Genomic DNA, 26,818 nt, shown 5'->3' with positions numbered 1-26,818 from the left:
ACCCAGGCATTCCCTTACTAGCGGGTAACAGGGGTCTACGTGGGCGGAGTTCAAATCGTCAGCACGATCATTGCTGCGATAGTTACTTTGGTTGCTGTCTACTTTGTGGTGCGCGCGGTAAAGCAGATGTTCGCCGTGGTGCGCCAGGGGCAACCTGACCCGACACGTTCCGACGGCAAGGGCAAGCGCACGGCGACGATGCTCCGCGAGACGCTGGGCCATACCCGCATGTTCAAGTGGACGATGGTCGGTGCCGCGCACTGGGTGGTGATGGTCAGCTTCATCCTGCTGTCGTCGCTAGTGCTTGGCGCCTACATCGAGGTGGTCGACCCGCTGGCCGGGCTGCCTCTGCTCGACGGCTGGGTGGTCTTCGGCCTGGTCACCGAGATCTTCAGCGTGCTGGGGATCCCCGCGATCCTGACGCTGATCGTGATTCGCCTGCTCAACCTGCCGACGAGGCGGCGCTGGTCGCGGTTTTCCGGCTCGACCTCGTGGCAGGGCTACTTCGTCGAGTACGTGATCCTTGCCGTGCTGGTGCTGGGTTTCCTGATCCGCGGGCTGCGGGTGGCGGTGGGCCACTTCGACTTCCCGGTCTGGGCCACACCGGTCTCCCACGCGCTCGGCGCGATCCTGCCGGCGAATGAGAACGCCATCACCGTCGTTGCCCTACTCAAGATCTTGGTGAGCATGGCGTGGGCGATCGTCATCGGGCTCAACGTGACCATGGGTGTGGCCTGGCATCGCTTCCTGGCCTTCCCGAACATCTTCTTCAAGCGTCACGCCAGCGGGAAGGCCGCGCTTGGTGCGCTCAAGCCGATGATGTCCGGCGGGAAGCCGATCGATCTCGAGGAGGCTGACCCGGAAAAGGACACCTTCGGGGTGGCCAAGATCGAAGACTTCTCGTGGAAGGGCCTGCTCGACTTCTCGACCTGTACCGAATGCGGCCGCTGCCAATCCCAGTGCCCGGCCTGGAACACGGGCAAGCCGTTGTCGCCCAAGCTGCTGGTGTTGTCGCTGCGCGACCACGCCTACGCGAAGCTGCAGGGCGGCAAGGAAACCGAGCGGCCCCTGATCGGCGGGGCCGACGAGCTCGGGGTCATCGATCCGGATGTGCTTTGGTCCTGCACGACCTGTGGCGCCTGCGTGGAACAGTGCCCGGTCGACATCGAGCACGTTGACCACATCATCGACATGCGCCGGTACCAGGTGATGATTGAAAGCTCCTTCCCCAGCGAAGCCGGGGCGATGCTGCGCAACCTGGAGTCGAAGGGCAACCCGTGGGGAGCGCCGCCCAACACCCGCGAGGAATGGACCAAGGGGCTCGACTTCCCGGTTCCCAGAGTGGGTGAGGTAGATCACTTCGAATATCTTTTCTGGGTGGGCTGCGCGGGAGCGTTCGAGGACAAGGCGAAGAAGACCACCCGCGCGGTGGCGACGCTGCTCAACGAGGCAGGGGTGAGCTTCGCGATCCTCGGCAACAACGAGACCTGCACAGGCGATCCGGCGCGCCGCATCGGCAACGAGTTCGTGTATCAGATGCTGGCGATGCAAAATGTCGAGACGCTGAAGGAAAGCGGCGCGCTGAAAATCGTGGCGACCTGTCCGCACTGCTTCAACACCATCGGCAACGAATACAAAGAGCTTGGCCTCGACGTCGAGGTCGTGCACCACACCGAGCTGCTCAGTCACCTTGTCAAGATCGGCAAGCTGACCCCGGTCCAGCCGATCGAGGGCGGCCTGACCTATCACGACCCGTGCTACCTCGGCCGGCACAACCGGGTCTTCAGCCCGCCGCGCGAGGTGCTGAACGCGGCCAGCGGGGGCATCACCGAGATGGGGCGGCGCGAGGAGCGCTCGTTCTGCTGCGGTGCGGGCGGGGCCCGGATGTACATGGAAGAGACGATCGGCAAGCGCATCAACGTGGAGCGCACCGAGGAGGCGCTCGCGACCGGAGCGAAAACGATTGCTGTGGGCTGCCCCTTCTGTTCCACAATGATCACTGACGCCACTCGTTCGAAGGGCGCCGAGGAGGTTGAGGTCATCGACGTGGCCAGCGTTCTGTTGCGGGCTGTGAAGCCGCTTTGAGTACAGCGCTGCCGCTGCTGCTGTTTGTGCTGCTCACCGTGGGCACAGCATTCTTCGTGGCGGCCGAGTTCGCATTGGTGACCGTCGACCGCGCGGAGATAAACGCGAAGGCCGAAGGCGGCGACCGCTCCGCGCGCAAGGTGCGCATCGCCTTGCGGGAGTTGTCTTTCCAGCTCTCCGGTGCGCAGCTGGGCATCACCATCACCACGCTTCTCACTGGGTACCTGGCCAAACCGGCCCTGGCCGATCTGCTGGCGCCATTGCAGCTGACCGACGCCATGGTTCAGCTGATCGCGCTTCTGATAGCGACCCTGTTCTCCATGCTGTTCGGGGAACTGGTCCCCAAAAATGCCGCCCTTGCCCGGCCGATGCCGCTGGCGTTGCGGACAGCCGGCCCGATGCGGGCCTTCTCCCGGGTCTTCAAGTGGTTCATCCAGATCCTCAACGGTTCGGCCAACTGGCTGGTGCGCCGGCTGGGGGTGGAGCCGCAGGAAGAGCTGGCCAGCGCCCGATCGCCGGAGGAGCTGGGCCTGTTGGCGGCGATCTCGGCGCGCGCCGGGGCCCTGCCGAGCGACACCGCGTTGCTGCTGCAGCGGACTGTCCGGTTTGGAGAGAAGCGTGCCGCCGAGGCGATGACACCACGCATCGATGTCGTCGGCCTGCCGTCCACCACGACGGTGTCGAGGTTCTTCGAGGTGGTCAGGGAGACCGGGCACAGCCGCTTTCCCGTGTACGAGGAGACCCTCGACCAGGTGACCGGTGTCGTCGGGTTGACCGATGCGCTCGGTGTGCCGCCGGCTCGCCGCTCGATGACCCAGGTGGCCGCGGTCGCCCGGGAAGCGGTGCTTGTTCCCGGCTCACTCGACCTCGATGGGGTGTGGGCCGCGCTGCGCACCGCGGGCGCGAGCATGGCGATCGTCGTTGACGAGTACGGCGGCACCGACGGCGTAGTGACCACAGAAGACCTGGTCGAGGAGCTGGTGGGGGAGATCGCCGATGAGCACGACGAGGCGGCGGAGGTGGAATCGGGCTCGATCGAGGTGACCGTCCCGGGCGGGGAAAGGACCTGGCTGGTCGACGGCATGTTGCGGGCCGACGAGCTGGAGGAGCAAACCGGCTTCCGGCTTCCCGAGGGTCCCTACGAGACGCTCGCCGGCTTCATCATGGCTCGGTTCGGTCACATTCCCGAGGTGGGCGAGACGCTGACCTTCGGTGACCGGGAGCTGACCGTGGTCGAGATGGACAGGCACCGCATCGAACAGGTCAGGCTCGTGCAACACGCCGAGGACGAGACATGACGCCCATTCTGATCACGCTGTTCCTGCTGGTCGCCAACGCGTTCTTCGTGGGCGCCGAATTCGCTCTGATCGCCTCCAGGCGCACGGTCATCGAGCCGATGGCCCGCGATTCACGGATGGCGGCCTGGGCGTTGAAGGCGATGAGCGAGATCCCGCTGATGATCGCCGGTGCCCAGCTCGGCATCACCATCTGCGGGCTGGGTCTGGGCGCTATCGCCGAACCGGCGATCGCGCACAACCTGGTCGGGCCGTTCGAGTTCATCGGCCTGCCGACCTCGGCCGTGCATCCGACCGCGTTCGTCATCGCCCTGGGCATCGTGGTCTTCCTGCACACGGTGATCGGCGAGATGGTGCCGAAGAACATCACGCTGGCCGGGCCGGAGCAGAGCGTCATCGTGCTCGGACCGCCGATGCTGGCCTTCTGCATCGCCACCAAGCCCCTGCTGCTGGCGATGAAGTGGGCCTCGCGCAAGGTGTTGCGGCTTTGGCGCATCGAGGCCGTAGACGCGGTCAAGACGGTCTTCACCGCCGAGGAGCTGGCGGGCCTGGTCAGCCAGGCGCGCACGGAGGGTTTGCTGGACCCGGAGGAGCACGCGCGCATCTCGGGCGCCCTGGCGTTGCACCAGCGCAAGGCCGCGGACGCGCTTCGCCCCTGGTCCACCGTCAGCGCGGTCACCGAGGACACCTCCCCCGCCTCGCTGGAGGTGCTGGCCACGCGCACCGGGCGCTCCCGCTTCCCGGTGGTCCAGCGGGCCACCCGGCAGGTGCTCGGGTTTGTGCACGTCAAGGATGTGCTCGGCCAGTCCGGCCCGGCCCGGCGGGAACCCATTCCCAACCACCTGATCCGCCCGCTGGCGATCGTTCCCCCCGACCGTTCCCTGGCCGAGCTGCTCCTTGCCATGCGCCGCGAGCGCCGGCACATGGTGCTCGTCTCCGAAGGCAGCAGCCCGCTGGGCGTGCTCACCCTCGACGACGTCCTCACCGCCATCATGACCGGCTAACATCCACCGCGTCTGCGCGACGGTGGCGGAGGGTTGATCGTTGAAGTGGTCATGCGCCGGATCTTGGTTGCCACCGCGCTGGCCGGCTTGCTCGGCGGCGTCGCTGCGATCACCCATCACAGGCTGACCACCGCTGCCACTCCACTCGTGACGGTGGCGATCAAGGCGACGCAAGCGCCGCCTTGGAGCACGCGGATCCACTTCGACTTTTCGCAGGGCCTCGGCGGGCCCGTGGCGGAGAGCGGGCAGCAACTCGCGCTCGTCGAAGCGGTCGAGGCGGGCGGGTCGCTGATCCAGATGCCGCGGGGAGATGGCTGGGCGGTGCATTTCCCCGGCCGGTGTCATCTCGATCCGCAGGAGTGCCCGCGGGCGATTCTGGAAAGCGGCCCGGCGGGCATTCTCAACCCCGGCATCCGCGCCGTGCGATGGGGTGCTTCGGTGCAAATGATGGTGAATGAGACAAGCGATGGCGGAAACGTTCTGCAGAAAGGGCTGGCTGATTCCGGTACCCAATTCAAACTTCAAGTAGATGGATTAGAGGGCCGCCCGAGTTGCGCAGTAGCCGGACCCGAAGGCAAATTTTTGGCACTTTCGCCCACCGGGATAGCCGATGGCAAATGGCATCAGTTGCTCTGTGAGCGGAACGATGACCAGCTCACGCTCTATGTAGATGGTCAATGGGCGGCGGCGATCCCGGTGCCCGTGGGATTGTCCATTGTGAACAATGCGCCACTACGCTTAGGCGGAAAGGGTCACGGTGCGTATAACGACCAGTTCCATGGAACCCTGGATGACGTGTTCGTAGAAATAGCTTGAGTTGCGCTCACGTTAATTGAATGCCTAATGTAATTCTTTGTGTGTAGCCATCTTAAGCGGCATAGGCCGCTCACAGCACGCACCTTCCTCCTTACCCTCCTCGCGACGATCGCTCTGGTGGTAGGAACGGCCGGTCATGCCCACGCCGACCCGTCTCCTCAAGAGTACGAAGACATGATCGACAAGAAGTGGAACGAAATCGAGCCGATCATCGAGGAGCACAACGGGGTCAAAATCAAGCTCGACCTTGAAAGGAAAAAGGCTGAAGCGCTCGCGGTTCAGCTGGCACCGCTGGAGCAGGAGGTGCTCAAGTCCCGGGCTAAGGCGGGAATCTACGCCGACTACATGTACAAGGGTGGTCAGGCAGCAGGCATCAACGCCATGCTGCAGTCCGGTGACCCGTCGGTGATGGCCGACCGGCTCATGTCCATGGACAACGTGTCGCGGCACTTCAACACGCGCATCGAAGAGGTGATGGTCGCCAAGAACAAGCTCGATGAGGCAAAGAGGCCTCTCGATTTGCTCGTGGCGCAACTCGCCGCTGCCGAGGCCGACCAGGCCGCCCGCATCAAGCTGATCGACGACGAGATCAAGAAGCTCGACGAGCTGAGGTTCAAGGCTTACGGCAGTGGCACAGGCATAGGCGAGCTTCGCCCGGTGCCTTGCCCGGTCAGCTATCCGGGCGGTGACGCGGCCAAGGTCATGGAGTTTGCCTGCAGCCAGATCGGCAAGATGTACAAATTCGCCACCGATGGCCCGAACACGTACGACTGTTCTGGGTTGGTCAAGGCGGCGTGGGCACAGGTGGGCATCAACCTGCCGCACCAGTCGCGGGCCCAGCGATCATCGACGAAGGCGATTTCCCGGTCCGAGCTTCGGCCCGGCGACATCATCTTCTTCTACTCGCCGATCCACCACGTGGGGCTGTATGCCGGCAAGGTCGATGGTGTCGACTGGATGGTCCATGCCAACCGCGCCGGGGTGCCCTTGCACATGCGTTCCATCGACAAAGCCGGCCCGATCACGGGCTACGGCAGAGTTGGCGGCTGAGGCTCGATGGCCGACATCTCTCGTCGCTTCTTCCTGCGGCACCTGCGCAGCACGCCCACCCATTGGGTGCGGCATCATGTGAAGGGGCAGGCCAAGCGCGAAGGTGTCGGCCTCGCCTTTTGGTACAGGCCACTGACGGCCGTGCTTAGCGAGGTCCCGGTCGATGACCGCGAGCTGCCTCTGCTGTTCCACGCGCGAAGCAGCGACTACTCGGACGTCACGGTGCAGGCCACCGTGACGTACCGGGTGGCCGATCCGGCTGTCGCCGCGTCCAGATTGGACTTTTCGATAGACCCGTATTCGGGTGCGGCCCGCGCCCGGCCGCTGGACCAGATCGCGACCCTGCTCGCCGAGCTTGCGCAGCAGCCCGCGCTGGATCTGCTGGCGCGCCAGCCACTCGCCGAAGCGCTGACCGCGGTCGCCCCGGTCCGCGAGGCGGTGGCGTCGGCGCTCAGTGCCGAGCCGCGGCTGGCCGACGTTGGCGTGACGGTGGTCAGCGCCCGGGTGGTCGCCATCAGGCCCGAGCCCGAGCTGGAAAGGGCGCTGCAGACCCCGACCCGCGAGGCGCTGCAGGCCGAGGCGGACCGAGCGACGTTTGCGCGGCGTGCCCAGGCGGTGGAGCAGGAGCGGGCCATCGCCGAAAACGAGCTGCAGAACAAGATTGAGCTGGCCCGCCGCGAGCAGCAGCTGGTGGAGCAGAGCGGAGCCAACGCGCAGCGCAAAGCCGAGCTGGAAAGCCAGGCGCAGCTGGTGCGCGCGCAAGGCCAGGCCGAGCAGGAGCGCGCTCTGGCACAGGCCAAGGCCGACTCGGTGCGGGTGATTGGGCTGGCCGAAGGCGAGGCCGAGTCGGCTCGCCTGGCCGCCTATCGCGATCTGCCGCAGCATGTGCTGCAGTCGCTGGCGCTAAAGGAATTCGCCGGCAAGCTCCCCGAGATCGGGCAGCTGACGGTGACGCCCGATGTGGTGACCGGCCTGCTGGCAAAGTTCAATGGCAATGGGAACGCTGGCTCCTAGGGTCGTCGTGGTGTCGCGGCGCAGCGAGCTCGACGAGCTGCTGATCCGCCACGGCACCCGGGCGGCCGCCGGCTATTTCCTGGGCCAGCGCGGCCGTTCCCTCGACGAGGTCACGGAAAGGCATGTGGCTCTGCAGAAGGCGCTGGCCGCGGTCAACGCCGTGCTTCCGGGGGATTGGCGGCGCGGCAACGTCGACCGCGACGATCTGTCCCGCTTCCTGTTCGCTCCGGAGGACATAGTCATCACCGTGGGGCAGGACGGGCTCGTCGCCAACGTGGCGAAGTACCTCGACGGCCAGCCGGTGGTCGGTGTCAACGCCGAGCCCAACCGCAACCCGGGAGTGCTGGCCCGCTTCCGCAAGCTCCCCAAGGGTTTGCTGGCGAAGGTCGCCGCGGGCCGGGCATCGACCGAGTCGCGCACGATGGTGCTCGCGACGCTCGATGACGGTCAGCAACTGACCGGGCTCAACGAGGTCTACATAGGACACTCATCGCACCAGTCGTCGCGCTACCTGATTTCCGTTCCGCAGGGCGGCGAAAGGCACTCGTCTTCGGGAGTCGTGGTCGGCACCGGAACAGGCGCGACCGGTTGGTGCATCTCCATCGCGGGCGAGCGCGGCCGCGAAGAAGACCTGCCCGCTCCCGAAGACCCGCGGCTGTGCTGGTTTGTGCGCGAGGCCTGGCCCAGCCCGGCCACCGGCGTCACCATGACCGCCGGTCTGCTCGGCGCGGGCGAGGAGCTGGCCCTGACCTGTGAGAGCGAAAGGCTGGTCGCCTTCGCGGACGGCGTGGAGTCAGATCATCTTGTACTGTCCTGGGGACAGCGCATCCGCGTATCACTAGCCCGCCAGCACCTCAACCTTGTCTTGGAGGCGTGAGATGGTGCCACCCAATCCCCATCCCGCGGAAAGCGCCGCCTGGAAATACGCGATGATCGGCACGTTTCTGGCCTTCGTCTTCTTCACCTTCGTGGGCGAAGGCAAAGTGCTATTCGTGCTGCGCTTTGCTGCCCTCGGGCTTTTCATAGCCGCCGTCACCGGGGCCGTGGTAGCCGAAGTGCTCCTGAAGCACGCCTACTGGGTGGAGGAGCGTGAGCACCGGGTTGACCAGCTACGTCAAAGCAGGGGCTAACGCAGCAGCGTGGAGCCGATGGCGTTGGCCTGCTCGCTCCAGGGTGATGGCTGGCCGGTTTGGGGATCGATTTTCACCATGACGCGGCGGCCTTCGGCGTAGGCCGTGTCGTGGTCGACCGATAGGAAGCGGAATCCGTAAACCGCACTTGAGGTGCCGAGCTTGTCGAGCCAGAAGTGCACATCGATCGGGCCTGTGCTGCGGATCGGGGCCAGAAAGGTGATGGCGAACTCTCGTACCACGGCAACCATATCCGGATCCGAGGGACGGCTGTCCACAAACGACATCCCGTGCTCATGCCAGAAAAGCGAAATCGCGCGTTCCAGAAGAATGGCGTAGCGGGCATTGTGCACCACTCCGACCGGGTCGAGGTCGTCGAAGTGAATGTCCAGCCGTTTTACGGCGCCAAAGGTGTCGAGCAGTGGTGTGGTCATGGTGATTCTCATTCCTCTGGCAATAGGGTGGGATCCGTGGCCAGGTCGCGAAGCCTGCGCAGCACCACGCGACGAGCCTCCTGCGGCCCGCGGGCCACCAGGCGGAAGTTGAGCAAAGCCGCAACACCCGCGGCGTCAATTTCAAAAACCAAATCTTCTATGTGGGTACCGGGCACGAGCTCGCCCGCCTCGACGGCCTCTCGTGCCAGCCGTTCCAGCAGCTCGAACCATTCGAGGTGAACGGTTGCCAGCCGGTCGGGCACCACTCCGCTGCGGCCGATGAACTCGAACTTGGCATTGGCGAAGAAGCATCCGCCCGGCAGGGCTTTGCGGGTGTAGAAGTCGAGACGCGACTCGTGCAAGGCAAAAAGCCGCCTGACCCCGCGTGGCTGGGCCAGCGCGGGCGAGACCACGTCGGTGGCCCACTGACCGCGGGCATGTTCGATGGTCGCCAGCTGAAGCTCTTCCTTCGACTTCCAATGCGCGAAAAGCCCGGACTTGGAGACCTCGAGCCGCTCGGCGAGCTGGCCGAGGCTGAGCCCGCCCAGGCCCGCCTCGCTGGCAAGAGCCACCGCGGCGTCGAGCACCGCGGTGCGGGTGCGCTCGCCGCGGACGAGCCTGCCATCTGTGGTCACCCGCTCAGCCTATGAATAAGACCGATCGGTCGTAAAGATAGTTGTGAGGGTGGTCACGATCGTTTTTCATTAGGAACGGACCTTGCCTAAAGCACCCCTACCGTTATTGCTATGACCATTCTCGTCGCCGGAGCCACCGGAAATGTTGGCCGTTACGTCGTCAAGCACCTCGTCGAAAGTGGACATCAGGTTCGCGCCCTGTCCCGCCATCCGGAGAAGGCCGACCTGCCAAGCGGCGTCGAGGTAGTGGCGGGAAATCTCAGCGATCCAGACTCGCTGATTCCCGCCCTCGAAGGGGTGACGGCGCTTCATTTGATCAATTTCGACGGTACCGAGGGCTATACCCCCTTGACGACCGGAGCGGAGATCATCTCGCTTGCCGCGAAAGCGGGCGTGAAACGGGTGACAGTCCTTCGTGGCGGAGACAAGGGCACTGTCGAAAACGCCCTTGAGGCCAGCGATCTGGAGTGGACATTCATTCAGCCTGTCGAGTTCATGTCCGGCGTATTCGACTGGATCGAGTCCATTCGCGACGAAGGAATCGTGCGGGCGCCGTTCGCCTCGGTGCGCAGCGCGATGGTCCACGACAGTGACATCGGCGCGGTGATCGCCGCGGTGCTCACCCAGGACGGTCACGCCGGCAAGACCTATACCCTCACCGGCCCGCAGGCGATGACGATCCCGCAGAAGGTAGCCGCCATCTCCGACGCGCTTGGCCGCGACATCAAGTACTTCGAGCTCTCCGAGCAGGAGGCCCGCGACGACTGGCGTCAACAGGGCCTGCCCGACGAGGTCATCGAGTTCTTCGTGATGGCACACGGGAATCCGCCCGCGCAGGCCTACACCGTGCTGCCCACCATCGAACAGATCACGGGCCGCCCGCCGCTGACCCTTCAGGACTTCGTCCGCGATCACGCCGCGCGCTACTCGTCCTCAAGTCATGTCCGAGCCGGTTCCTGACGCTGGGGTGTCTACCCCATCGCCAGGCTCCCGGGGCCGTCATGGCTCGCACCCGGGATTACAGGGACGGGTCCGCCGCGATGCGCGGACCCGTTCCGCTTGCTTGCAACATTGACGCCCATCGCCGTTAGCGATGGCGATAGCCCCAGCGCGTAGGACGATCGAGCTAGCAAGCAAGTCGGCCTGGGGAGTCAAGGGGGTCAAGGTATGCCAAACACCGGCGTCAGCCGTCACTGGGGAATTCGAAGTCTAGTAACAGGATGCGTTTACACGTGGGGCACCACGAGACAACACGCGGAACTGATGTGGGCGGTCACCGGGATACCCGAGCGGTTCGAGGTGGTTCAGCGTTCGGGACTGTCGTGGGTCGCGGCCGCGGCCGCGGTCAGCTCATCGCCGCCCGCGCCAAAGATTCGCAGCACCCACCAGCTTCGGCGGCGGGCTGCCCGCCGCAGACTGCAGCGGGCCCAATACGGCCTGCCGCAGCTGCGTCGGCGTTTTGTTCCGCGTCAACCCCTAGCTGAGAGGTGACGGCTCGGTAGGGGACTTGGTAGCGTCGTAGCGTTCCGTGCCGGGACGCTGCGGCGTGGTAATTCGACCTGGGAGCAAACCATGGCTTCGACCATCCACAGGGCGGTAATTCCTGCAGCCGGGCTTGGCTCCCGTCTGCTTCCGCTGACGAAGGCGATACCCAAGGAGATGCTCCCCGTCGGCGACAAGCCGGTGATCGAGCACACCGTGCGGGAGCTGGTCGCCTCCGGAATCACCGACATCACCATCGTCATCTCCGGCGGCAAGTCGTTGATACAGGACCACTTCCGCCCGAACCCGGCGCTGGTGGAGCAGCTTCGCGCCGACGGCAAGACCGAGTACGCCGATGCCATCGAGGAGATCGCGGAGCTGGCCCAGCAGGGGCACATCACCTATCTCGATCAGCATGGGCCGTACGGGAACGGCACGCCCGTGCTCAACGCGGCCCGCATCTTCAGCGACGAGCCCATGCTCGTGCTGTGGCCCGACGACGTCTTTGTCGCCGAGGTGCCCCGTGCCCAGCAGCTCATCCGCGCCTACGAGGCCACGAAATGCCCGGTGCTGGCGCTGATGCCGATGAACCCGCAGGAGTCGCAACGCTACGGCGTGCCGGTGGTCAAGGAAGAGCTCGATGCGGGTCTGCTTCGGATAAGCGGTCTGATGGAGAAGCCCAAACCGGCTGATGCGCCTTCGGCGTTCGCTGCGATCGGCGGTTACGTGATCACCCCCGGCATCGTCGACGAGCTGCGCGACCAGACCAGGCGCTGGTACACCCACCGCACAGGCGAGGTCTATCTGACCGACGCCATCAACGCCTACGCCGCCACCCGTTCCGTTTACGGGCAGGTCATCTCGGGCCGGTGGTACGACACCGGCAACCCGGCCGATTATCTGGTGGCGCAGATGGCCTCGGCTCTGGCACACCCGCAATACGGCCCGCTGGTGCGCCAGCTCTTCGAGGCGGCTAATCGCTGACAGCGGAGAGGAGCCGCTCGCCCAGCCGGCGGGCCGCGTCCTGGATCTCGCGGCACTTGACTATCCGGTAGGGGGCCGGGATCGTGGCGAGCTGCTCCGCGTACCACACCGGATTGCTTGTGCTGCCGACCAAACGAGTGCTCGCCGCGTCGAGCGGCTCGAGCCTGCCCACCACGCGGGGAAGGATGCGCATCAGCTTCTCGATCGGCGCCTCGATGACCACCTCGGTGTCGAACTCCCAGCCGACCGCAAGGTGTTCCTCGAGCACAGCGACCGGGTCGAGCTCGGTGGGCGGGACGAAGGTGCCGTCGAGCATCTCCACCGTGTGAACCCGGTCGATGCGATAGGCCCGCTTGGCGTCCGCGCGGTGGGACCGGCACAACAGATACCAGCGGCCGTGGCGCACCACGACGGCCCACGGGTCGACGTCGATGAGCAGCTCTGTCCCGGCTTCCGACCTGTACCCGATCCGCACCTGGCGCTGGTTCGAACAGGCTTGAACGAGCGCGGTCGTGGTACCGGGATCGGGCCGGGCGGCGCCGCGGTCGGGCGCCGGCGCGGTGGCCCGGCGAACAGCTTCCGCGTGGGCGGCCACCGGCTCGGGCAGCGCCCGCATGATCTTGCCGAGCGCGCTGCCGACCGGATCGGTGGGATCACCCGCGTCGTGGTGGCCGTCGAGGACCGCCATCACCAGGCCGAGGGCCTCGGTGGCGCTGAACATCAGCGGTGGCAGGCGCAGCCCGCGGGCGAGACGGTAGCCGCCGTAGGGCCCGCGCACCGATTGGATCGGGATGCCGGCCTCGCGAAGGATCACGACGTATCGCCGGGCGGCCCGCTCTGAGACGTCGAGTTTGTCCGCGATCCGGTCAGCGGTGATGCCGGGGCTGCTCTGGATCAGCTCAAGCGCCATCAGCGCTCGCGCAGTCGGGCTTGCATCCGGCTTCACAGCGTCTCCCATTAATCCGGAAGTAGAATATCCGGAACGGAAAATAGCATGCGCGCCATGGCCGATGACATCCTTCCGTTCACCACGATCGCCGATGCGCCGATGACCCCGGATGAGGTCGAGATGCTGCTCTTCGCCCTCGAACGCTCGCGGGCTTTGTTCGCCTGGAAGACCGGCGGTCTCGACGCGGCGGCGCTCAACAAGCGGCACCCACCGTCGACCCTGACCCTGGGCGGGCTCATCAAGCACCTCGCCCTCGTCGAGGACAGCTACATGGCCATGCATGTCACCGCGAAGATCGGCCCGCCCTGGGACTCCGTCGACTTCGACGCCAACCCGGGGTGGGACTGGCGCACCGCCGCCGACGACTCGCCCGAGTACCTGTATGAGCTTTGGCAGGGTTCGGTGCAGCGATCGCGGGAGGCGGTGGCGAAAGCACTCGCCGACGGCGGCCTCGACCAGCCGACAAGGTGGACCTACGACTCCGGCGAGAAACCCAACCTGCGGCGCGTTCTTGTCGTGCTGCACGATGAATATGCTCGCCACCTCGGCCACGCCGACCTGCTGCGTGAAGCCATCGATGGCCTGGTTGGCGAGGATCCGCCGCAGCCCATGGCGGTGGTGGGGCTAAGTCACGACGACAAGGGGAGAAAATGACGATTCTGGAGAACAGGCCCAACACCGCGCTTCTAGTGGTGGATGTGCAGATTGGTGTGGTGTCAGGCGCTCACGAGCGCGACGCCGTGGTGGCCAACATCGGCAGCCTTGTCGAGAAAGCACGGGGAGAACAGATTCCCGTTGTTTGGGTGCAGCACTCCGACGACAATCTGGCGCGCGGCAGCGACAACTGGCGCATCGTGCCCGAGCTGGCGCCGGGCGACGAGGAACCGTTGGTGGCCAAGAGCTATGCCGATTCCTTCGAGGAGACCACCTTGGAGAAGGTGTTGTCAGAGCTGGGGATCGGCCGCCTCATCGTCACGGGTGCCCAGACCGACGAGTGCATCCGCTCGACCCTGCACGGTGCCATCGTCCGCGGCTACGACGCGACCCTTGTCAGCGACGCCCACACCACCGAAGACCAATCCGAATGGGGTGCCCCGACACCGGACAAGGTGATCGCCCACACCAATCTGTATTGGACTTACCACAAGGCGCCGGGCCGCACCGCCGGTACGGTGCAGACCAAGGATGTCAGCTTCGGCTGATACTCCCATCCACAGCTGGCGATCAATCGCTACGCTGTGGCCCATGCCATGGTGGAAGCTGCCGATCTCGGCGGAGCCGTATCGTTACACCCTTTTCCTGCTGCTATCGCTGCCACTCGGGATCTGGTCGCTGATGGACCGGGGGTCGGCGCAGCGCCGCGTCGCATTCGCTTTGCTCGCGCGAACACCCGCGTTGTCTCGGTGGCGTGGGCTTGCCGCGGTGCCGCTCGACCTGGTCTCGCTGGCCGTGGCGGGGTACTGCTGGCTCGGCGTTGTGCTGAATCTGGCGTACCCCGCCCGGCCCTTGTTGGGAATGAACGGCGACTACGCCGACGCCTGGGGCGGCCCGACCCTGGCTGGCGCGTGGGCGGTGCACGCGCTGGGCGGAGTCGCGTTCTGGCTCGCGGTTTCCTGGATGCTGCGCGGGTACGTCGCGCTGTGGCGGCGAATCACCGGTTATTGAAAACGAAAATCATTGGCGTGTCGTTCACTCATACTCGCTCCTTTGCTATTTGGCGTGTCTAGGTTGGACTCTGACATTCAAGACACATTGTCAACCTAGATCGGAGTATCACTCATGTCTCTTAATGTGTCGCCCGAGCTGCTGGAAGTGGCCAAGGCCGGGCCGGTCAGTGACGAGGAATTCCTTGCGTGCGTGCGGGATTCGCTGCCTTACGCATGGAAGGTGGTGGATCAGCTGGTAAGTGATCTCGGCACCACCGGCAATGGACATGCCGTGGACCGAACGAATCCACCCAGTGACAAGGACCAGGGCGAGCTTCTGCGCCTGATGGCGAGCAGCCCGATGCGGCAAGCCGTGGAAAGGCACTACGGGATCAAACTGGAGTTCCAGAACTGCTGCTCCACCGGAGCTTTCCGGCCGGAGGCCGTAGGTGGCGCGGCGCATCAGGAGTTCATCTCGGCACGCGCCCAGCTGCTCAACCAGAGCCCGGAATTGCTGAACTGCTAAGCAGACTCACACACTGAGTGGCCCGTCCTGGCTGGCGGGCCGCTCGTGCTGTTGCTCCAATGTGGACACAAGCGGCTCGATGACGAACGAGTTCTCTAGCTCGAAGAGGTTCGAGGCAATGATGATGTCGGCGGTTTCCAGGATCGTTTCGCGAGTCTGAGTGGTCCGGGAGATGAGTATGACCGGCACCCCCGGCTTGATTCGGAGCATCTCCTCTTCGGCCGGCCGCGGTGGCCGAACCCTTACCCGCTCTGTGATTTTGGTGGGACGCCGGCCGATCGCGGTGAAGCGGGGCACCAGCCCGGCGCCGGCGAGGTAACCCTCTTCGGGCTTCTCGATCACGGTGCCTCTGGTGTATTCGAGGTTCTCGTATGAGGTGACGAGCATGGCGGGCTGGTCGTCGACGTAACTTACGTAATCTGTGCGCATCACCTCTGTACCGACTTCGAGCCCCAAGCGGCTGGCGACGTCAGGGCCGATCCGGTCGAGCCGGGTGTGGTGCGTGTAGCGGGGAGTCCGTTGCGCGGCAAGGGCCTCCTCGGCGAACGGGGCGTTGGGCATGTCGCGGTAGTGCAGGGCGGAACGGCGTACCAGCGGATCGTATTTACGAACCGTCGTGCCGAAGCCTTGGATGCGGTCGACGAGGCCCTCGTTCTCCAGGAGGTCGAGAGCGAACCGGACGACCTGTCGGCTACAGCCAAACGTGTCGACGAGCTCCTGTTGCGTGGGAAGGCGATCACCCGGCCGTAGCGTGCCGTTGGTGATCTGGTCGCGCAGCGCGGCGGCGATGCGCTCGTACATGTGGCCGGCATCCGGTGTATCCATCGGCTTCACGTGCGCTCCCTTCGCTTGGCGTGCCAACCCTGCTCCCAACTGTACTGCTTGTGCAAAAATGTTGACTAGTCAACAGGCCTGCCAACTCGCTGATCAGGTCCATCTCGATCTATTTGGCACAAAACTTGGTATGCCAAGCCATTGCCAGCACGCTGCTCTCCTGCCTATGGTTGGCATACCAACCGCCGTCGAGAGGGGTTAGGGGATGAGTCCGGGACAGCATCAAAACGAGCCAGATTCGGCCAGATTTGGCCAAGCGCGGGCTCCGCTCCTGGATGACACTCAGGAGTGGTCCTCCGAGGATCTTCACTGGATGGAGTCCCTGGCCCCCGTCGCGGACATGACCTACCTGCGCGACGCTCTCCTGCGCGGGAGGCGACCATGAGATGCGGGAGTCCCTTCACTCTTCCCGGCCAAACCGACGAGAAATGTCCCAACACGGCCGACCGGCGGCACGTGTGTGTGCGCGCTGAAATGCACATCGCGCACCAGTGCAGCTGCGGGGCCGCACAATCAGCCATGCTCGGCGACCCTGCACCAGCGAAGAGAAGCCGACGCAGGAGGTGAATCTGTGCACCAGCCATCGCATCCCCACTTCGGCACCGACTTGACGGTCTGACCGTACCCGTGAGTCTCCGGCGGCCCGCCAATGGGCAGTGGCTCCCTGCTGGGCCGACCTCCGCACGACGCACCAGAGTGAGTGCCCCATTCGGGTCATCCAGCCAATTCGTCTTCGCACCACGAACTTGGCCATGACCTGCGTTGTGGGCCGCCGGTCAACAAAAATACTTACCGTTGTAGCGGGTGATTCGTGGATCCCTTCCTGCGCTTCGTTCTGTGGCCCGAGATGCTGCTCATGGCTCGGGCGCAGGCGCATCGGCGGCTCCACCTGCCATCGGAACCCGAAAGCCGCTGTCATTGCTGCGGTGAGACGTGGCCGTGCCGCCAGTACAAGCGGTCAAACAAGTTCATCATTCGGCGGCGGGCCGCCTATGGCGGTCAGCGCAAATAGGTTCAATCCTCGGTCTCGATGATCTCGGTGAAGTGGGTGCTGCGCCACATCTCGTGGTCATGCAAAAGCACCGCCACCGAGTGCACCGCGAAATTGATCACCCCGAGCACGAGCAGCACATAGCCCAGCGCTGACCCGACCGAGCTGAACTCCGCTTCGGGGTCAGCAGCGGCGGAACCGACGAACACCAGGCCCACAACGGTGAACACCACCGCGATGATGCAGAACTTCATGGTCGCTGCCGGGTGTCTCATGTGCTGTCCCCTCTGCCCGTGTGGCCCGCAGCTTACGACAGCGAGACCAGTCGCGAGGGGTGACGGCGACGACCACTGAGGACGAAGCGTTCCTGCAGCGTTTCCTTGCCGGATCCGCGCCGCGGTTGCGGTGGCTGCGTAGACAGGCCTCTGGCGTGCTCGAGCCGATCAGGGAGAGCCTGGTTCCCCTGTGGTCGTGGGCCACACCCCAATTCGCGCTGCTACCCAAGGGCGGCACTGCCAAGCAACTCCCTATTTGGTACGGCAGAAGGACTCTGACCACCCCGGAAAGCTGGACAGACCTCACGCTCGCGTTGGCAGACGGACTCATCTACCACGTCGCACTAGAATTGACGATGTCACCGGGCCTCGGCCGGATCAAAGCAGGGGCAGTTGATCGGCGGGCGGTGAAGCTCCCGCTGAGGTGATCTGCTCGCTCATGGCGATAGCAAGTCCAGCACGATTCGGACGATCTGATCAACCGTTGCCGGATCAGCTAGCTGAGCGGCCATACGTTCGTCGTCGGCAGATTCCTGTCCGGGTACTCGATCCAGGCTGTCCGATCCCGTTCCTGCTCCGAAGGCCGTCGAGAGTACGTCGGTGACCACTGCGCGAGCTTCCTCACCTCGTGTCAGTCGGGCCTGGATCGCCGCGACTGCCAACGCCGCCAGCTCGGTGCGCCGGGCATCATCGGCGGCGTGAGCCGTCTCAGCCGCCAGCACCGGATCTAGCACATACTCCGGTTGTACCTCGCCCGATCCAGCTAGCGGCAGGCGCTTTCGTCCCATTGGCCGTTCGACATAGTCCGCGTACCAGTTTGGACGAAGGCGCATGGCGGCAATCACCGTCGCGATATCCCTTTCGACCGACCGGCTAGCTTCCTCGTAGTCGGCACTTTGGAACTGGCGCCTGGCCGACCACACCTCGATCGGCCAGGCGTGCAGTCCGGCGGTCGCCTCCACGCCAACCCACTCCAGCATGTCCACGGCCAGGTCCATCAACCGCTTGTCATTACCCAGTTTTACCGCGAGCCATCGCGGGATCCGAGGCCGCTGCAGTGCTCCGCGCTCCCCCCGGCGGCGACGGTGGCCATCGACAGTCGCAGCCACGACACGCTTACTCACCCAGCCCTCAAGGTTGTGGATCGGTACGCGAGCGTTGTGAAAGAGATCATCGAGGACGGCGTCCATGTCGTCGTGGAACCGATCCAGGCAGTCTGGTTCAAGACTTCTGATTGACGCCATGCAAGCGTGGTGGCCGCGACGCGCCTCAATCTTGCGGGTGAGCTGCCTAAAGACCAATGGATACACCAGTTCGAACGCTTCGACGCGCAACCGTCGGCGGACGTCGGCAGACGCCCGCTCGTATTGGGCACGAAGGGTTCCTTGCTCCGCTAGTGCCCGGACGGTATCGCTCCCCGCGTTAAGCGGTCGAATCTGGTTGCTCACGTCAGGTCTCGCGCCCGTTAGACCGCTTGTACTCCAACGTCCATCTTGTTTCCCATTCCGGCTCGCAGCCGCCACACACCCGGACAAAGGCGAGCGTCACCTCAAGTGTTGGAAGTCTTAACCCGCCGGCTGCGTCAGAGAACGCTGACTTGCTGTAGTTTGCACGCCCACTCAGGCGCTCGAGTGTCGACCCATCGGCGTTTTTCAACGCCCTAAGACCGTTCGCGAAATCCGCGAACGGTCTGTCGGGGCCGACCGGCCCAAAGGGCCGACCAACCGTTCCTGACATGATCAGGCTTCCGCCACTTGCCCGGGTCGCGCGACGGCCCGAGACCTTACTAGCCAGATCATTTGCCAGATCGCCGCCAGCATCAGCAGGAGGCAGGCAAGATCTGCACTGGGTACGCCGCCAGCGATAACGATGACCGCGACGATCACCACCGTCACCGACCTCGTGTGCTCCGACCAGGTCGGAAACAGCCTGCATCCGAACAGCGTCGTACCAAAAGCGGCCACGCAGACCGCCGCTGCAGCGAAGACTGGCTCATACCCCATGCGCAGTAGCGCTTCCAGCGCCGCGCATAGCGCAATTAAGATCATTAACCGCATGTGCAGCGCGGATAATGGATTTCGTCGGGATCCCAACATCTCGCCTTTCCCTTGTAGGTGTGTGCGCTCTCGCCTTCCAATTTCGTGAGCCCGGACATGTCGTGCGGCGAGGGTTCTGTCTCGTCATGGCGGTTGGCGCCGTCATGAACCTCGAAGCACTTGGTGTCCATAGTGGAGCAGGGCATGCTGCGTGCGCCAGAGCCTCGAGACGATCCCGAACAATTGCCGGTGGCCGAGAGTGGGCGGAGAGCTGTCCGTCAAGGAGTGGTAGGACCCGACACTCGTCTGTAGCCCGGACACGTATCGGCCGCTGAAAGGGCCTGCTGTTGGCGCAGCTGGCCCTTTATCTCTCGGGCCACCCCCCGCCACCGACCCCCGCGCACGGGCGACTCAGCGACGTCCACGTCGTGGCGACGATTCCGATCTTGGAGAGCAGATGCCGGTGGTCCAGAGCGGGGCGGCGCGGGTTCGGAAGCTGTCCGTCAAGGAGTGGTAGGACCCGACACTCGTCTGTAGCCCGGACACGTATCGGCCGCTGAAAGGGCCTGCTGTTGGCGCAGCGGGCCCTTCACCTTGTGAACACCCTGACCTCTACATCTCGCTAGAAATTCGCCGGGGGAATTCGGACGAGGTCCGGCGCCGATCGGCGCGGGCGACCCACCGCATCTGCTCGGTGTGGATACCGCCACGATCCCATCCCCACGGGGCCATCTATCAGATCGATACCGCCGCAAGGTCATGCAGCGAGGTTCGGTACCCGCAAAGGTCTTGAAGCACGCAGGTGGAGGAGCGAAGCGACGACCCTCGGCATGAGCTACGGCGGGTGATCACTACGGGCATGCGACAAAGGCTTTGGACTGTGGCATTTGCTTTTCCTGAGCTGTGAATGTCAGTAATGAGTGTCCGGAAACCGGAAGGACGCGAGGAAGATTGCCAAGAAATAGGCCGGAATGGTGACGGCGAGGACCACGCGGCGGGCCAGCTTGCGGTCCTTGGGGATGGTGCCTGCCATCGCGAAGGTCAGGTCGAACAAGGGCAGGAAGAACACCGTGCCGATGGCTATGTTGATCACCATTACCATGCCGATGTCCCTGGCGATGCTGTCCTGGAAGACGGCGTTGAGCGCATTTGTCTCCCAATAACTCAGCAAGGCCATGACCGTCCCTACGAAGTAGGAGATCACGATGGCGACGGCCCACTGGATGCGTCCAGAGGATCGCAGCCGCTGTGAGTATGAGCGGAGCTCCAGACCGAGACCTATTGCAGCGATGGGGATCACCTGCGCGAGAGTCGAGCCCGAGGACTGATCCATCTACATATTCTGACGGGTACGGCGACCTCGGAACATGGCCCGATGGGTGATGACCCCTATCCGCCAGTCTTCGTGTAGTCGCGGGTCAGCCAGTGCTCGGGGCGGATATGGATGGCGCACATGTGGTCGGTGCGGTCCCGGGTGGCCTCGATGTAGCCGTCGGCGCCCTCGCGGCCCAGGTAGCGGCTGGCGAGCGCCCAGCGCTGCTCGACGGTGACGGTGTCTTCGATCGCGGTGACCGGGCCCTCGACGGAGGCGTACCGATAGGGCATCTGCTGGGTCTGCGCGCAGACGGTGACCCGGCCGGCCTTGCGGATGAGCTGGGCCTTGCGGCTGCTGCGATCGGTCACCAGGATGATCTCGCCACCGGGCTGATAGTCATACCAGAGCGGAATGGCCAGCGGACCGCGGCCGTCATCGTCGGCCACGGTCACAACCGCGACGTGAACTTCGGCGAGGAAAGCCTCGCGTTCGGCGGGCGTCATTGCCAGGGACATGACCCAAAGGCTAGCGCGATCGTCAAACCCGAAGGCCCGAAGCCGGATCAGGACGGCTGACCCGGGCTTCAGGCGCCTCACCGGTCACGCCATGGCTTGACTCTCATTTGACATGTGGCGATTTCATTCCTGGGCTTCGCGTCGCGGCTTGAATCGGCGAACCTCCTGAGGCCAGCCGCACGCTTCCGCGATCTTGCCTGCCCACACTTTGGCCGCCGCCTCGTCGGCCACGTCCACTATGGTCAGTCCACCCAAAAACTCCTTGCTTTCGACATAGGGCCCGTCGGTGAACAACAACCTGCCGCTCGTGGTGTCGGCGCTGAAGACCGGGCCGTCCTCCTCCTCCAGACCCCCGGCGAAGACGTATGCCCCGGCGGCCTTGATCTCGTCAACGACCGCCCTGGCCAGTGGCCCGCGCCCGCGGAACCACTCCTCTGTGTGGTCACCCACCCACTGCTGGTTGAAGTAGATGAGGTACTCGGGCATGTTTTGCTCCCTCTGCTCTGGCGGACCAAATGTCCGGCTCCACCTACGCTACGAACGGCGTCCGGCAGATCCGACAACCTCATGCTGAAAATTTTCCGGGGAAATTCGGACGAGGTCCGGCGCCGATCGGTGGCATGGTGTGCGTGGCGGCCTGACGAAGGTCGAGATCCTCGATCAGCGCGCGGGCAACCTCCTCGGTGAGTCGCCGTTCGCTCACGGCCTTGCCCACGGCGAGCCGCTGATTTTCGAACGAGGCGTCCGGATCGGTGGCGGGTTGTCTAGCCGCTTCGGCCACGATCTGGTGTCCGCGCTGGCGGAGTTCGTCTTCGTGGGCTCGTTCGGCGGTCAGGTCGAAGGACAGCCGCCGGGTCAGCCATCCGATCGTGGTGCCCTGCATGAGCAGGGTGCCGAGCGTCACGAGCAGGGCGATGGCCAGGATCGCGTCGCGGCCCGGCACCCAGACCGGCGTCGAACCCGCGGCGGCCAAGGTGATGATTCCGCGCATGCCTATCCAGCCGACAAGCAGCGTCTCCTTCGGCGTTGGCGGATCCAGCGGCTGCCCACCACCACGGCGGCCGCGCCGCTGCTGGCGTCGCTCGATGGCGTCACGAAAGGCGGCGTCGCGATCGGCGCGCCGTTTGACCATCCGGTTCCGCAGCGTCCATCGGCCAAACAGCAGGTACACCGCCACCAGCCGGAACACGATCGCCACCACCAGCAGAACACCTGCCGCTATGAGTGTGCGGGCCAGCCCCGGCTGCGCCGAGTGGGCCAGGTCGTCGAGCACGAACTTCAACTGCAAGCCGATGTAGGCGAAGACGAACGTCTCCAGCACGAAATCCAGTACCGGCCAGAATGCCTGCTCCTGAAGCCTGGTGCGGTAAGCGCCCGGGTACTGGTGCTTTGGGTCAAGGGTCAGGTTGATGCTGATCAAGAAAGCTGCTGCCACCACAGCCAAAATTCCTGAGGCGTGTACCGTCTCGGCGACGAGAAACGCGGTAAATGGCACCAGCAGCACCAGCGAAGTCTCCAGCGTCGGGTTGCCCAACCGCTTGCGGATCCACAATGTCGCCACCGCGAACGCCCCACCGATGGCGATGCCCACTGTTGCGTTTCGCAGCAACTCAAGCGCACCATGCCCCCACGAGGCGTGCTCACCACCGACCACGCCAATCGCGATACTGAACAAAGTGAGCGCGGTCGCGTCGTTCACCAGACTCTCGCCGGTGAGAATCGAGGTAACCCGCTTGGGCAAACCGATCTCGTCCCCATGCGACACCGTGGTGATCGTGTCCGGTGGCGCGAGCACCGAGCCCAGCACGAAGGCGCCCGCTCCAATCGCCGGCAGCAACCAGGCGGCCACCAGCCCCAGCACGCCCGCGGTCAGCAGCACCAGCAACACCCCGAGCGTGACGATCGCCCGCAAGTTGGCCCCGAACGCGGACACCGACATTCCGCGCGTCGCCGAGTAGAGCAACGGCGGCACCACCACCGCCAGAATGAACTCACTGTCCAGCTCCAGCCGCGGCATGCCCGGAATGAATGACGCGGCCGCGGCCAGCACCACAATGATCATGCCCGGCTCAATGTTGCGCTTGCGCGCGACAGCCGCCACGGCAATGCCAGCGCCAACAATCAGAAGAAGCTGCACATCGTTCACGAAGATCAGGCTAACGTTTTTGGACGAACTTGATCTGGTGGTGGTCGGGGTCGCGTACCCAAGCAAAACGAAGCCGTCCATCAGGCGAATCCATCGGGCCGACAACGTTGGCCGCGCCAGCCGCCATGGCCTGCTCGTAATACGCGTCGGCGTCCTCGCACCACAAGACAAGCTCGGTCGACGGGCTGCTCTGAGTGCCCACGCCAAGTCCCACAAGCGCGTTGGCGACTTGCGCCGAGGTCAGGCCAATTCGGATACCAGCCGCCTCGACCTCTACGTGTTCGATAGGTCCGTTAGTCGGTGCCCTGAATGCCTCTGCCATTCCTAGTCGGGTGTAGAAGGCAAGACAGGCCTCAACATTGGCGCAGAATAGGTTGAGCTGAACTTGTGTGGTGACCGTCGTCATGGGCAAACCCTACGTCGAGCTGATGGCGTGGAAGTGGTCCTGCTTCTGCACTTCGGGAACGGCATATCCGACGGCGGGGCATTCCTGCATTGGGCTTTCGGGAAGCGGTCAACAGCCTCGCCGAGTGGGGAGATCTGGCGTTGCAGCTAGGCCAGGTCACGGTGAGTTCTCCGGCGTATCACTTTCAGCTGTGTCTGACGGCTGATTTTGTCGACGGTGGTGGCCTGCCTCGGCGTGGATCAGCAGCAATGGCTTGAGGCCCCGAGTGCGCGCTGAGCGTTTCCCTGGGACGTAAGAGGGTTCTTCGGTATACATCTGTTCGCAGGTCACTGTGAACCGTCGCGAAAGCTACGTTGGTTCGAGCCTAATACCTGCGGAGCTACGCGTCACGCCGAGCGGGCATGGGTTGAGTTGTGGAGGCGCTTTTTAGCAGTGCGCTTGGTAAGCAGACCGGCGAGGAGCATGACGAGCACGCCGATTCCGACGCCGCACAACGTCCACAGCACCCGCTCGCCCTCGGCGGCATAGTTGGAGGGGTGCGGAAGGTCCACCAGGATCAGCGCTGCTGCGGTGATGATCCCGCAGTACAGCGCGTAGTTCCAGAAGCGGATCGCCACCCCGTGCATCAGCAGAACGAGTGCTACCACTTCGAGTCCGCGGTCGACCACGAATATTCGGAGACCGTGTTCGCTAGCGGGTATCAGCAGTAGCAGTGCCGCCGCGGCGGCGCCGATGAGCGCGCCGGCAAGGCGTTGCGCGGCGGCGATCGTGGTCTGGTCCAGGCTTGCCTTTATCGCGACAATGGCTGCGATCGGCATCCAGTAGCCGTGTGATAGGTCCAGCCCGAACGCAAGCGTGAAGGTGATGGCTATGGCGACGGCCCGGATCAGTGCAAACATGATCAGCGGCGCAGTCAGTTTCCGCCGCGAGGTGTCGCCGGGCAGCTCCGTGAACGGCTGGGGCTGGTCGTGGCGCCCGCGGATCAGCCACGCGCCGAAGCTCAGCGCGATCCACAGTGCCGACCCCCCGACCCAGGCGAGAGCCTGAGCCCAGGTGTGGCTGGTGAGGCGGGCGTCGTGGTCGAAGCTGGCCGCTAGCGAGAGCGCGATGATGAACCAGGCGTTGAGAAGGTAGGCCGTGACGAACCTGTGCACTCCGAACATCACTCCCAGGCCGGCCACCAGCGTGACCGCGAATGCCGCAAGCACCAGCCACCCCCAGGCGTCGCCGCCGAGGCCAAACCCCAGCGCGGTCAGCCCCGCGCCGATCAGCGCAAAGATGCCGGTATGCGACAAGCGGTGCCCGTAGCTGCCTCCCGGGTCGGCCAGTGCGGTGAACACCACGCCGAAGAGCGCGCTGAGGAGGTATTCCTCGTGCCCGATCGCCCAGAAGACGACCAGCGGCACCAGCATGATGTCCAGGGCCATCACTGCTCGCGGCCAGTTGATCGCCGCTGGGTTGAGCTCAAACACCTTGGACAGCCAGCTCGCGGCTTTTCCCCCGTGGACCGGCCGTTCTTCCCGCCCGGTTGCACTGGCCATGGTGAACCTCGCTCATTGCCTACACCTGAAACTGGAGATCACGGCAGCCTGGCGTGCGCAAAAGCTGGCTCAGCCTGTCCAGGCTTTACGACTTCGGTGTGTTAGGCGATCAGGAACCGGATCGCCATGCCACCCGCATAGGTCCACAGCTAGCGTCCGCGAGTCCGTACCCCCACCGTAGCCCGCTCGCCCACGATCTTTCTCGATATGAGCCAAACCAGCGAGTAGAGCCCGGCCTAGGGTTGGCGAAGTATCTGCCGTCTCGACATTGAGAATCATCTTGCGTATCTCGCGCCAGCGGAAAATCAAACCAGCCACGATTCGGGCGACGGGAGCCGATTGAGAGTCAGACACTCGATGTTCGTCCAAATTGGCTTGGGACGCAGTTCTGCCAGCCCATGCTGATCCTGTTAAAACACATCCCCGGGGAATACCTCGGAGTCATTCGATCACGAGCGACCATCGTTTGCGCGAGCCTGGTGTCGGCAATTAGGATCGTCGCCTCCCGACCTCCATTCCAGTCAGGCAGGCACAGTGGCATCCGGTGAGCAAGGGTCTATAGGCCTGGACGCCATTCGACAGTCTGAGGCTTATCCAGCTGTACTTTGGGCGGGCCGGCTGTATGTAGGCGGTTTGGTCGCGATGCTGGTGGGGGCATTTGTCGTCTACACGCTCGAATTGAGCTTCTCGTTCTTCTTGCTGCCCGCAGCGGCAGTTCCGTTCGTTATTGTCGGCGCCTTTATGGCGAAGCATGGGTTCAGGCGACTAGCGCGAGAGTTTCCGAAAGTCAAGATCGAGGAGCTTCGGTCTGGCGGCACTATCGCGGCATTCCAAGACATGTTCAAGAGGCGGGGATCCGGCCCCCGGTAGCGCAAGGTCATCGACCACACAGTCAGCTTGGGAAATGCCGATCCGTGGTCCTGAATGGACAAAGTCCTTTACGGCACAACGGCTTCGCTCATTCGCGAAGGTAGACGATCAACTAGACTTTGATATTGGTACGTGTGTGTGTGTGTGTGTGTGAGGTGCCGATCGACGGAGGTGGTCGTGATGACTAGTGCGGAGCGGCTGCAGCTGTGGCCGATGGATGACTTCGTGTCAATCGAGGAGTTGGCGCGGAGGCAGGGGGTCAAGCCTGTGGAATCGGCGGAGGATCTGGGCGATCGTTCCGGACCCTTTTGAGAGCGACGCCGAGTATGAAGAGTTCCTAGCTGACCTGTATGCCTCCCGGAGGGCCGGCATCGATCATGGATGCGCCCGCGACCCCGTAGCCCATACTCGGGCGCGAGGCTCAGGATTCGCCGCGGGCATTCCTTCGCGGCGCGATGAAGACGGCCCAGGCGGCCACACCCAGGGCCGGACCTAGCGCGATACCGAGAGCGACGTTGTCAAAGAAACCCCCGACGAGGAGGCCGAAGGCAGCGCCAAATGCGATCCAGATCCCGAGATTTCCCCAGATCCCGAGACCTGCGTCGCCCGGGGGTGTGTTGTTGCTCGTCATCGCATCTCTCCTAGGCCGCGGGCGGAAAGGCTGACAATCTGGCGGCCCGCCACGGCGGATGCGCAACCAACTTCCTCCGCAACATATCACCGACATCATGGGTCCCGCCCTTGACCGCGGCGTCTCGGCACCGCAGCAGGCGTCGGCGCATCCTCGTCGAGGAATCTGCAGGGTTGGTCCGGGCCTACCCTGCAGCCTGCATCCTGAG

Annotated in this window: 29 protein-coding genes; 15 read left to right on the top strand and 14 right to left on the bottom strand. The window is 64.3% G+C overall.

All coding sequences use genetic code 11. From position 1 onward, the window contains the following. The first annotated feature begins 39 nt into the window (after positions 1-39). The 8 genes from Rhe02_RS19540 to Rhe02_RS19505 all read left to right on the top strand — a co-directional run bounded on the left by Rhe02_RS19540 (position 40) and on the right by Rhe02_RS19505 (position 8,394). Complete coding sequence (locus Rhe02_RS19540) at positions 40-2,085, top strand: (Fe-S)-binding protein (RefSeq protein ID WP_203909703.1); 2,046 nt, start codon at positions 40-42, stop codon at positions 2,083-2,085. Then, positions 2,082-3,383: a hemolysin family protein gene (locus Rhe02_RS19535; RefSeq protein WP_239123922.1), complete on the top strand. Its 1,302-nt coding sequence runs from the start codon at positions 2,082-2,084 to the stop codon at positions 3,381-3,383. Before Rhe02_RS19540 ends, Rhe02_RS19535 begins: the two co-directional genes overlap by 4 nt. Beyond that, on the top strand, positions 3,380-4,384 hold the full coding sequence (locus Rhe02_RS19530) for a hemolysin family protein (protein WP_203909702.1): 1,005 nt from the start codon (positions 3,380-3,382) through the stop codon (positions 4,382-4,384). Before Rhe02_RS19535 ends, Rhe02_RS19530 begins: the two co-directional genes overlap by 4 nt. Before the next feature lie 33 nt (positions 4,385-4,417). Beyond that, entirely contained in the window at positions 4,418-5,200 is a 783-nt protein-coding gene (locus Rhe02_RS19525) for a LamG-like jellyroll fold domain-containing protein (protein ID WP_203909701.1), read from the top strand. Positions 5,201-5,374: 174 nt separating this feature from the next. After that, entirely contained in the window at positions 5,375-6,250 is an 876-nt protein-coding gene (locus tag Rhe02_RS19520) for a C40 family peptidase (protein ID WP_239123921.1), read from the top strand. Positions 6,251-6,256: 6 nt separating this feature from the next. Next, complete coding sequence (locus tag Rhe02_RS19515) at positions 6,257-7,264, top strand: SPFH domain-containing protein (protein ID WP_203909699.1); 1,008 nt, start codon at positions 6,257-6,259, stop codon at positions 7,262-7,264. Positions 7,265-7,274: 10 nt separating this feature from the next. Beyond that, positions 7,275-8,141 carry a diacylglycerol kinase catalytic domain-containing protein gene (locus Rhe02_RS19510; RefSeq protein WP_239123920.1) on the top strand — a complete coding sequence of 289 codons (867 nt, stop codon included), beginning with the start codon at positions 7,275-7,277 and terminating at the stop codon, positions 8,139-8,141. Between the two features lies 1 nt (position 8,142). Beyond that, a complete protein-coding gene (locus Rhe02_RS19505) occupies positions 8,143-8,394 on the top strand; it encodes a hypothetical protein (protein ID WP_203909697.1) in 252 nt (83 codons plus the stop codon). On the opposite strand, the gene Rhe02_RS19500 is transcribed toward Rhe02_RS19505, so the two are convergent. Together Rhe02_RS19500 and Rhe02_RS19495 are read right to left on the bottom strand one after the other, a co-directional pair. After that, on the bottom strand, positions 8,391-8,828 hold the full coding sequence (locus tag Rhe02_RS19500) for an acyl-CoA thioesterase (RefSeq protein ID WP_203909696.1): 438 nt from the start codon (positions 8,826-8,828) through the stop codon (positions 8,391-8,393). The two genes, Rhe02_RS19505 and Rhe02_RS19500, sit on opposite strands and share 4 nt — an antisense overlap. An 8-nt stretch (positions 8,829-8,836) precedes the next feature. Next, a complete protein-coding gene (locus Rhe02_RS19495; protein WP_203909695.1) occupies positions 8,837-9,463 on the bottom strand; it encodes a TetR/AcrR family transcriptional regulator in 627 nt (208 codons plus the stop codon). A gap of 111 nt (positions 9,464-9,574) precedes the next feature. Here Rhe02_RS19495 and Rhe02_RS19490 point away from each other — a divergent pair, with 111 nt between their 5' ends. Both Rhe02_RS19490 and Rhe02_RS19485 read left to right on the top strand, forming a co-directional pair. Beyond that, positions 9,575-10,423, top strand: a complete 849-nt coding sequence (locus Rhe02_RS19490) for an NAD(P)H-binding protein (RefSeq protein WP_203909694.1) — start codon at positions 9,575-9,577, stop codon at positions 10,421-10,423. Between the two features lie 612 nt (positions 10,424-11,035). Then, complete coding sequence (locus tag Rhe02_RS19485) at positions 11,036-11,929, top strand: UTP--glucose-1-phosphate uridylyltransferase (RefSeq protein WP_203909693.1); 894 nt, start codon at positions 11,036-11,038, stop codon at positions 11,927-11,929. Here Rhe02_RS19485 and Rhe02_RS19480 read toward each other — a convergent pair. Further along, the gene (locus tag Rhe02_RS19480) at positions 11,919-12,875 is read right to left on the bottom strand and encodes a helix-turn-helix transcriptional regulator (protein ID WP_239123919.1); all 957 of its coding nucleotides are present in this window, start codon (positions 12,873-12,875) and stop codon (positions 11,919-11,921) included. The two genes, Rhe02_RS19485 and Rhe02_RS19480, sit on opposite strands and share 11 nt — an antisense overlap. Positions 12,876-12,932: 57 nt before the next feature. On the opposite strand from Rhe02_RS19480, the gene Rhe02_RS19475 reads away from it, so the two are divergent. The 4 genes from Rhe02_RS19475 (at position 12,933) to Rhe02_RS19460 (ending at position 15,050) form a co-directional block, all read left to right on the top strand. After that, the gene (locus Rhe02_RS19475; protein ID WP_203909692.1) at positions 12,933-13,532 is read left to right on the top strand and encodes a mycothiol transferase; all 600 of its coding nucleotides are present in this window, start codon (positions 12,933-12,935) and stop codon (positions 13,530-13,532) included. Beyond that, the gene (locus tag Rhe02_RS19470) at positions 13,529-14,080 is read left to right on the top strand and encodes an isochorismatase family protein (protein ID WP_203909691.1); all 552 of its coding nucleotides are present in this window, start codon (positions 13,529-13,531) and stop codon (positions 14,078-14,080) included. The genes Rhe02_RS19475 and Rhe02_RS19470 overlap by 4 nt, the downstream gene beginning before the upstream one ends. A gap of 43 nt (positions 14,081-14,123) precedes the next feature. After that, complete coding sequence (locus tag Rhe02_RS19465; RefSeq protein ID WP_203909690.1) at positions 14,124-14,543, top strand: hypothetical protein; 420 nt, start codon at positions 14,124-14,126, stop codon at positions 14,541-14,543. Between the two features lie 114 nt (positions 14,544-14,657). Beyond that, positions 14,658-15,050 (top strand): SCO5389 family protein, encoded by a 393-nt coding sequence (locus tag Rhe02_RS19460; protein ID WP_203909689.1) that lies wholly within the window; start codon positions 14,658-14,660, stop codon positions 15,048-15,050. Between the two features lie 6 nt (positions 15,051-15,056). Here Rhe02_RS19460 and Rhe02_RS19455 read toward each other — a convergent pair whose 3' ends face one another. Together Rhe02_RS19455 and Rhe02_RS19450 are read right to left on the bottom strand one after the other, a co-directional pair. Further along, complete coding sequence (locus tag Rhe02_RS19455; protein WP_239123926.1) at positions 15,057-15,875, bottom strand: GntR family transcriptional regulator; 819 nt, start codon at positions 15,873-15,875, stop codon at positions 15,057-15,059. 1,023 nt (positions 15,876-16,898) lie between these two features. Beyond that, on the bottom strand, positions 16,899-17,150 hold the full coding sequence (locus Rhe02_RS19450) for a hypothetical protein (RefSeq protein WP_203909687.1): 252 nt from the start codon (positions 17,148-17,150) through the stop codon (positions 16,899-16,901). 59 nt (positions 17,151-17,209) lie between these two features. Here Rhe02_RS19450 and Rhe02_RS19445 point away from each other — a divergent pair, with 59 nt between their 5' ends. After that, positions 17,210-17,578 carry a hypothetical protein gene (locus Rhe02_RS19445; RefSeq protein WP_203909686.1) on the top strand — a complete coding sequence of 123 codons (369 nt, stop codon included), beginning with the start codon at positions 17,210-17,212 and terminating at the stop codon, positions 17,576-17,578. Between the two features lie 9 nt (positions 17,579-17,587). Here the strand turns inward: Rhe02_RS19445 and Rhe02_RS19440 are convergent, their stop codons facing one another. The 9 genes from Rhe02_RS19440 to Rhe02_RS19400 form a co-directional block, all read right to left on the bottom strand. After that, complete coding sequence (locus Rhe02_RS19440) at positions 17,588-18,598, bottom strand: hypothetical protein (protein ID WP_203909685.1); 1,011 nt, start codon at positions 18,596-18,598, stop codon at positions 17,588-17,590. A 291-nt stretch (positions 18,599-18,889) separates the two neighbouring features. Beyond that, a complete protein-coding gene (locus tag Rhe02_RS19435; protein ID WP_203909684.1) occupies positions 18,890-19,246 on the bottom strand; it encodes a hypothetical protein in 357 nt (118 codons plus the stop codon). Between the two features lie 850 nt (positions 19,247-20,096). After that, entirely contained in the window at positions 20,097-20,519 is a 423-nt protein-coding gene (locus Rhe02_RS19430) for a hypothetical protein (protein WP_203909683.1), read from the bottom strand. 56 nt (positions 20,520-20,575) lie between these two features. After that, on the bottom strand, positions 20,576-21,016 hold the full coding sequence (locus Rhe02_RS19425) for a pyridoxamine 5'-phosphate oxidase family protein (RefSeq protein ID WP_239123918.1): 441 nt from the start codon (positions 21,014-21,016) through the stop codon (positions 20,576-20,578). Between the two features lie 123 nt (positions 21,017-21,139). After that, the gene (locus Rhe02_RS19420; protein ID WP_203909682.1) at positions 21,140-21,502 is read right to left on the bottom strand and encodes a YciI family protein; all 363 of its coding nucleotides are present in this window, start codon (positions 21,500-21,502) and stop codon (positions 21,140-21,142) included. Positions 21,503-21,581: 79 nt separating this feature from the next. Next, positions 21,582-23,162: a cation:proton antiporter gene (locus tag Rhe02_RS19415; protein ID WP_203909681.1), complete on the bottom strand. Its 1,581-nt coding sequence runs from the start codon at positions 23,160-23,162 to the stop codon at positions 21,582-21,584. A 10-nt stretch (positions 23,163-23,172) separates the two neighbouring features. Further along, positions 23,173-23,568, bottom strand: coding sequence for a VOC family protein (locus Rhe02_RS19410; protein ID WP_203909680.1), 396 nt, complete (start codon positions 23,566-23,568; stop codon positions 23,173-23,175). 386 nt (positions 23,569-23,954) lie between these two features. Then, positions 23,955-25,109, bottom strand: a complete 1,155-nt coding sequence (locus tag Rhe02_RS19405) for an FUSC family protein (RefSeq protein ID WP_203909679.1) — start codon at positions 25,107-25,109, stop codon at positions 23,955-23,957. 1,291 nt (positions 25,110-26,400) lie between these two features. Continuing rightward, positions 26,401-26,610, bottom strand: coding sequence for a hypothetical protein (locus Rhe02_RS19400; protein ID WP_203909678.1), 210 nt, complete (start codon positions 26,608-26,610; stop codon positions 26,401-26,403). Positions 26,611-26,818 lie beyond the last annotated feature (208 nt).

The organism is Rhizocola hellebori (assembly GCF_016862955.1).
Classification (GTDB): domain Bacteria; phylum Actinomycetota; class Actinomycetes; order Mycobacteriales; family Micromonosporaceae; genus Rhizocola; species Rhizocola hellebori.
This window is presented reverse-complemented; position numbering and strand designations above follow the sequence as displayed.

Excerpts from the sequence above, each read along its gene's own strand:
- Rhe02_RS19530 (WP_203909702.1), top strand. The coding sequence starts at position 3,380 with ATGACGCCCATTCTGATCACGCTGTTCCTGCTGGTCGCCAACGCGTTC.
- Rhe02_RS19520 (WP_239123921.1), top strand. The coding sequence starts at position 5,375 with ATGATCGACAAGAAGTGGAACGAAATCGAGCCGATCATCGAGGAGCAC.
- Rhe02_RS19515 (WP_203909699.1), top strand. The coding sequence starts at position 6,257 with ATGGCCGACATCTCTCGTCGCTTCTTCCTGCGGCACCTGCGCAGCACG.
- Rhe02_RS19505 (WP_203909697.1), top strand. The coding sequence starts at position 8,143 with ATGGTGCCACCCAATCCCCATCCCGCGGAAAGCGCCGCCTGGAAATAC.
- Rhe02_RS19500 (WP_203909696.1), bottom strand. The coding sequence starts at position 8,828 with ATGACCACACCACTGCTCGACACCTTTGGCGCCGTAAAACGGCTGGAC.
- Rhe02_RS19490 (WP_203909694.1), top strand. The coding sequence starts at position 9,575 with ATGACCATTCTCGTCGCCGGAGCCACCGGAAATGTTGGCCGTTACGTC.
- Rhe02_RS19485 (WP_203909693.1), top strand. The coding sequence starts at position 11,036 with ATGGCTTCGACCATCCACAGGGCGGTAATTCCTGCAGCCGGGCTTGGC.
- Rhe02_RS19475 (WP_203909692.1), top strand. The coding sequence starts at position 12,933 with ATGGCCGATGACATCCTTCCGTTCACCACGATCGCCGATGCGCCGATG.
- Rhe02_RS19470 (WP_203909691.1), top strand. The coding sequence starts at position 13,529 with ATGACGATTCTGGAGAACAGGCCCAACACCGCGCTTCTAGTGGTGGAT.
- Rhe02_RS19465 (WP_203909690.1), top strand. The coding sequence starts at position 14,124 with ATGCCATGGTGGAAGCTGCCGATCTCGGCGGAGCCGTATCGTTACACC.
- Rhe02_RS19460 (WP_203909689.1), top strand. The coding sequence starts at position 14,658 with ATGTCTCTTAATGTGTCGCCCGAGCTGCTGGAAGTGGCCAAGGCCGGG.
- Rhe02_RS19455 (WP_239123926.1), bottom strand. The coding sequence starts at position 15,875 with ATGGATACACCGGATGCCGGCCACATGTACGAGCGCATCGCCGCCGCG.
- Rhe02_RS19450 (WP_203909687.1), bottom strand. The coding sequence starts at position 17,150 with ATGAGACACCCGGCAGCGACCATGAAGTTCTGCATCATCGCGGTGGTG.
- Rhe02_RS19435 (WP_203909684.1), bottom strand. The coding sequence starts at position 19,246 with ATGTTGGGATCCCGACGAAATCCATTATCCGCGCTGCACATGCGGTTA.
- Rhe02_RS19430 (WP_203909683.1), bottom strand. The coding sequence starts at position 20,519 with ATGGATCAGTCCTCGGGCTCGACTCTCGCGCAGGTGATCCCCATCGCT.
- Rhe02_RS19425 (WP_239123918.1), bottom strand. The coding sequence starts at position 21,016 with ATGTCCCTGGCAATGACGCCCGCCGAACGCGAGGCTTTCCTCGCCGAA.
- Rhe02_RS19420 (WP_203909682.1), bottom strand. The coding sequence starts at position 21,502 with ATGCCCGAGTACCTCATCTACTTCAACCAGCAGTGGGTGGGTGACCAC.
- Rhe02_RS19410 (WP_203909680.1), bottom strand. The coding sequence starts at position 23,568 with ATGACGACGGTCACCACACAAGTTCAGCTCAACCTATTCTGCGCCAAT.
- Rhe02_RS19405 (WP_203909679.1), bottom strand. The coding sequence starts at position 25,109 with ATGGCCAGTGCAACCGGGCGGGAAGAACGGCCGGTCCACGGGGGAAAA.
- Rhe02_RS19400 (WP_203909678.1), bottom strand. The coding sequence starts at position 26,610 with ATGACGAGCAACAACACACCCCCGGGCGACGCAGGTCTCGGGATCTGG.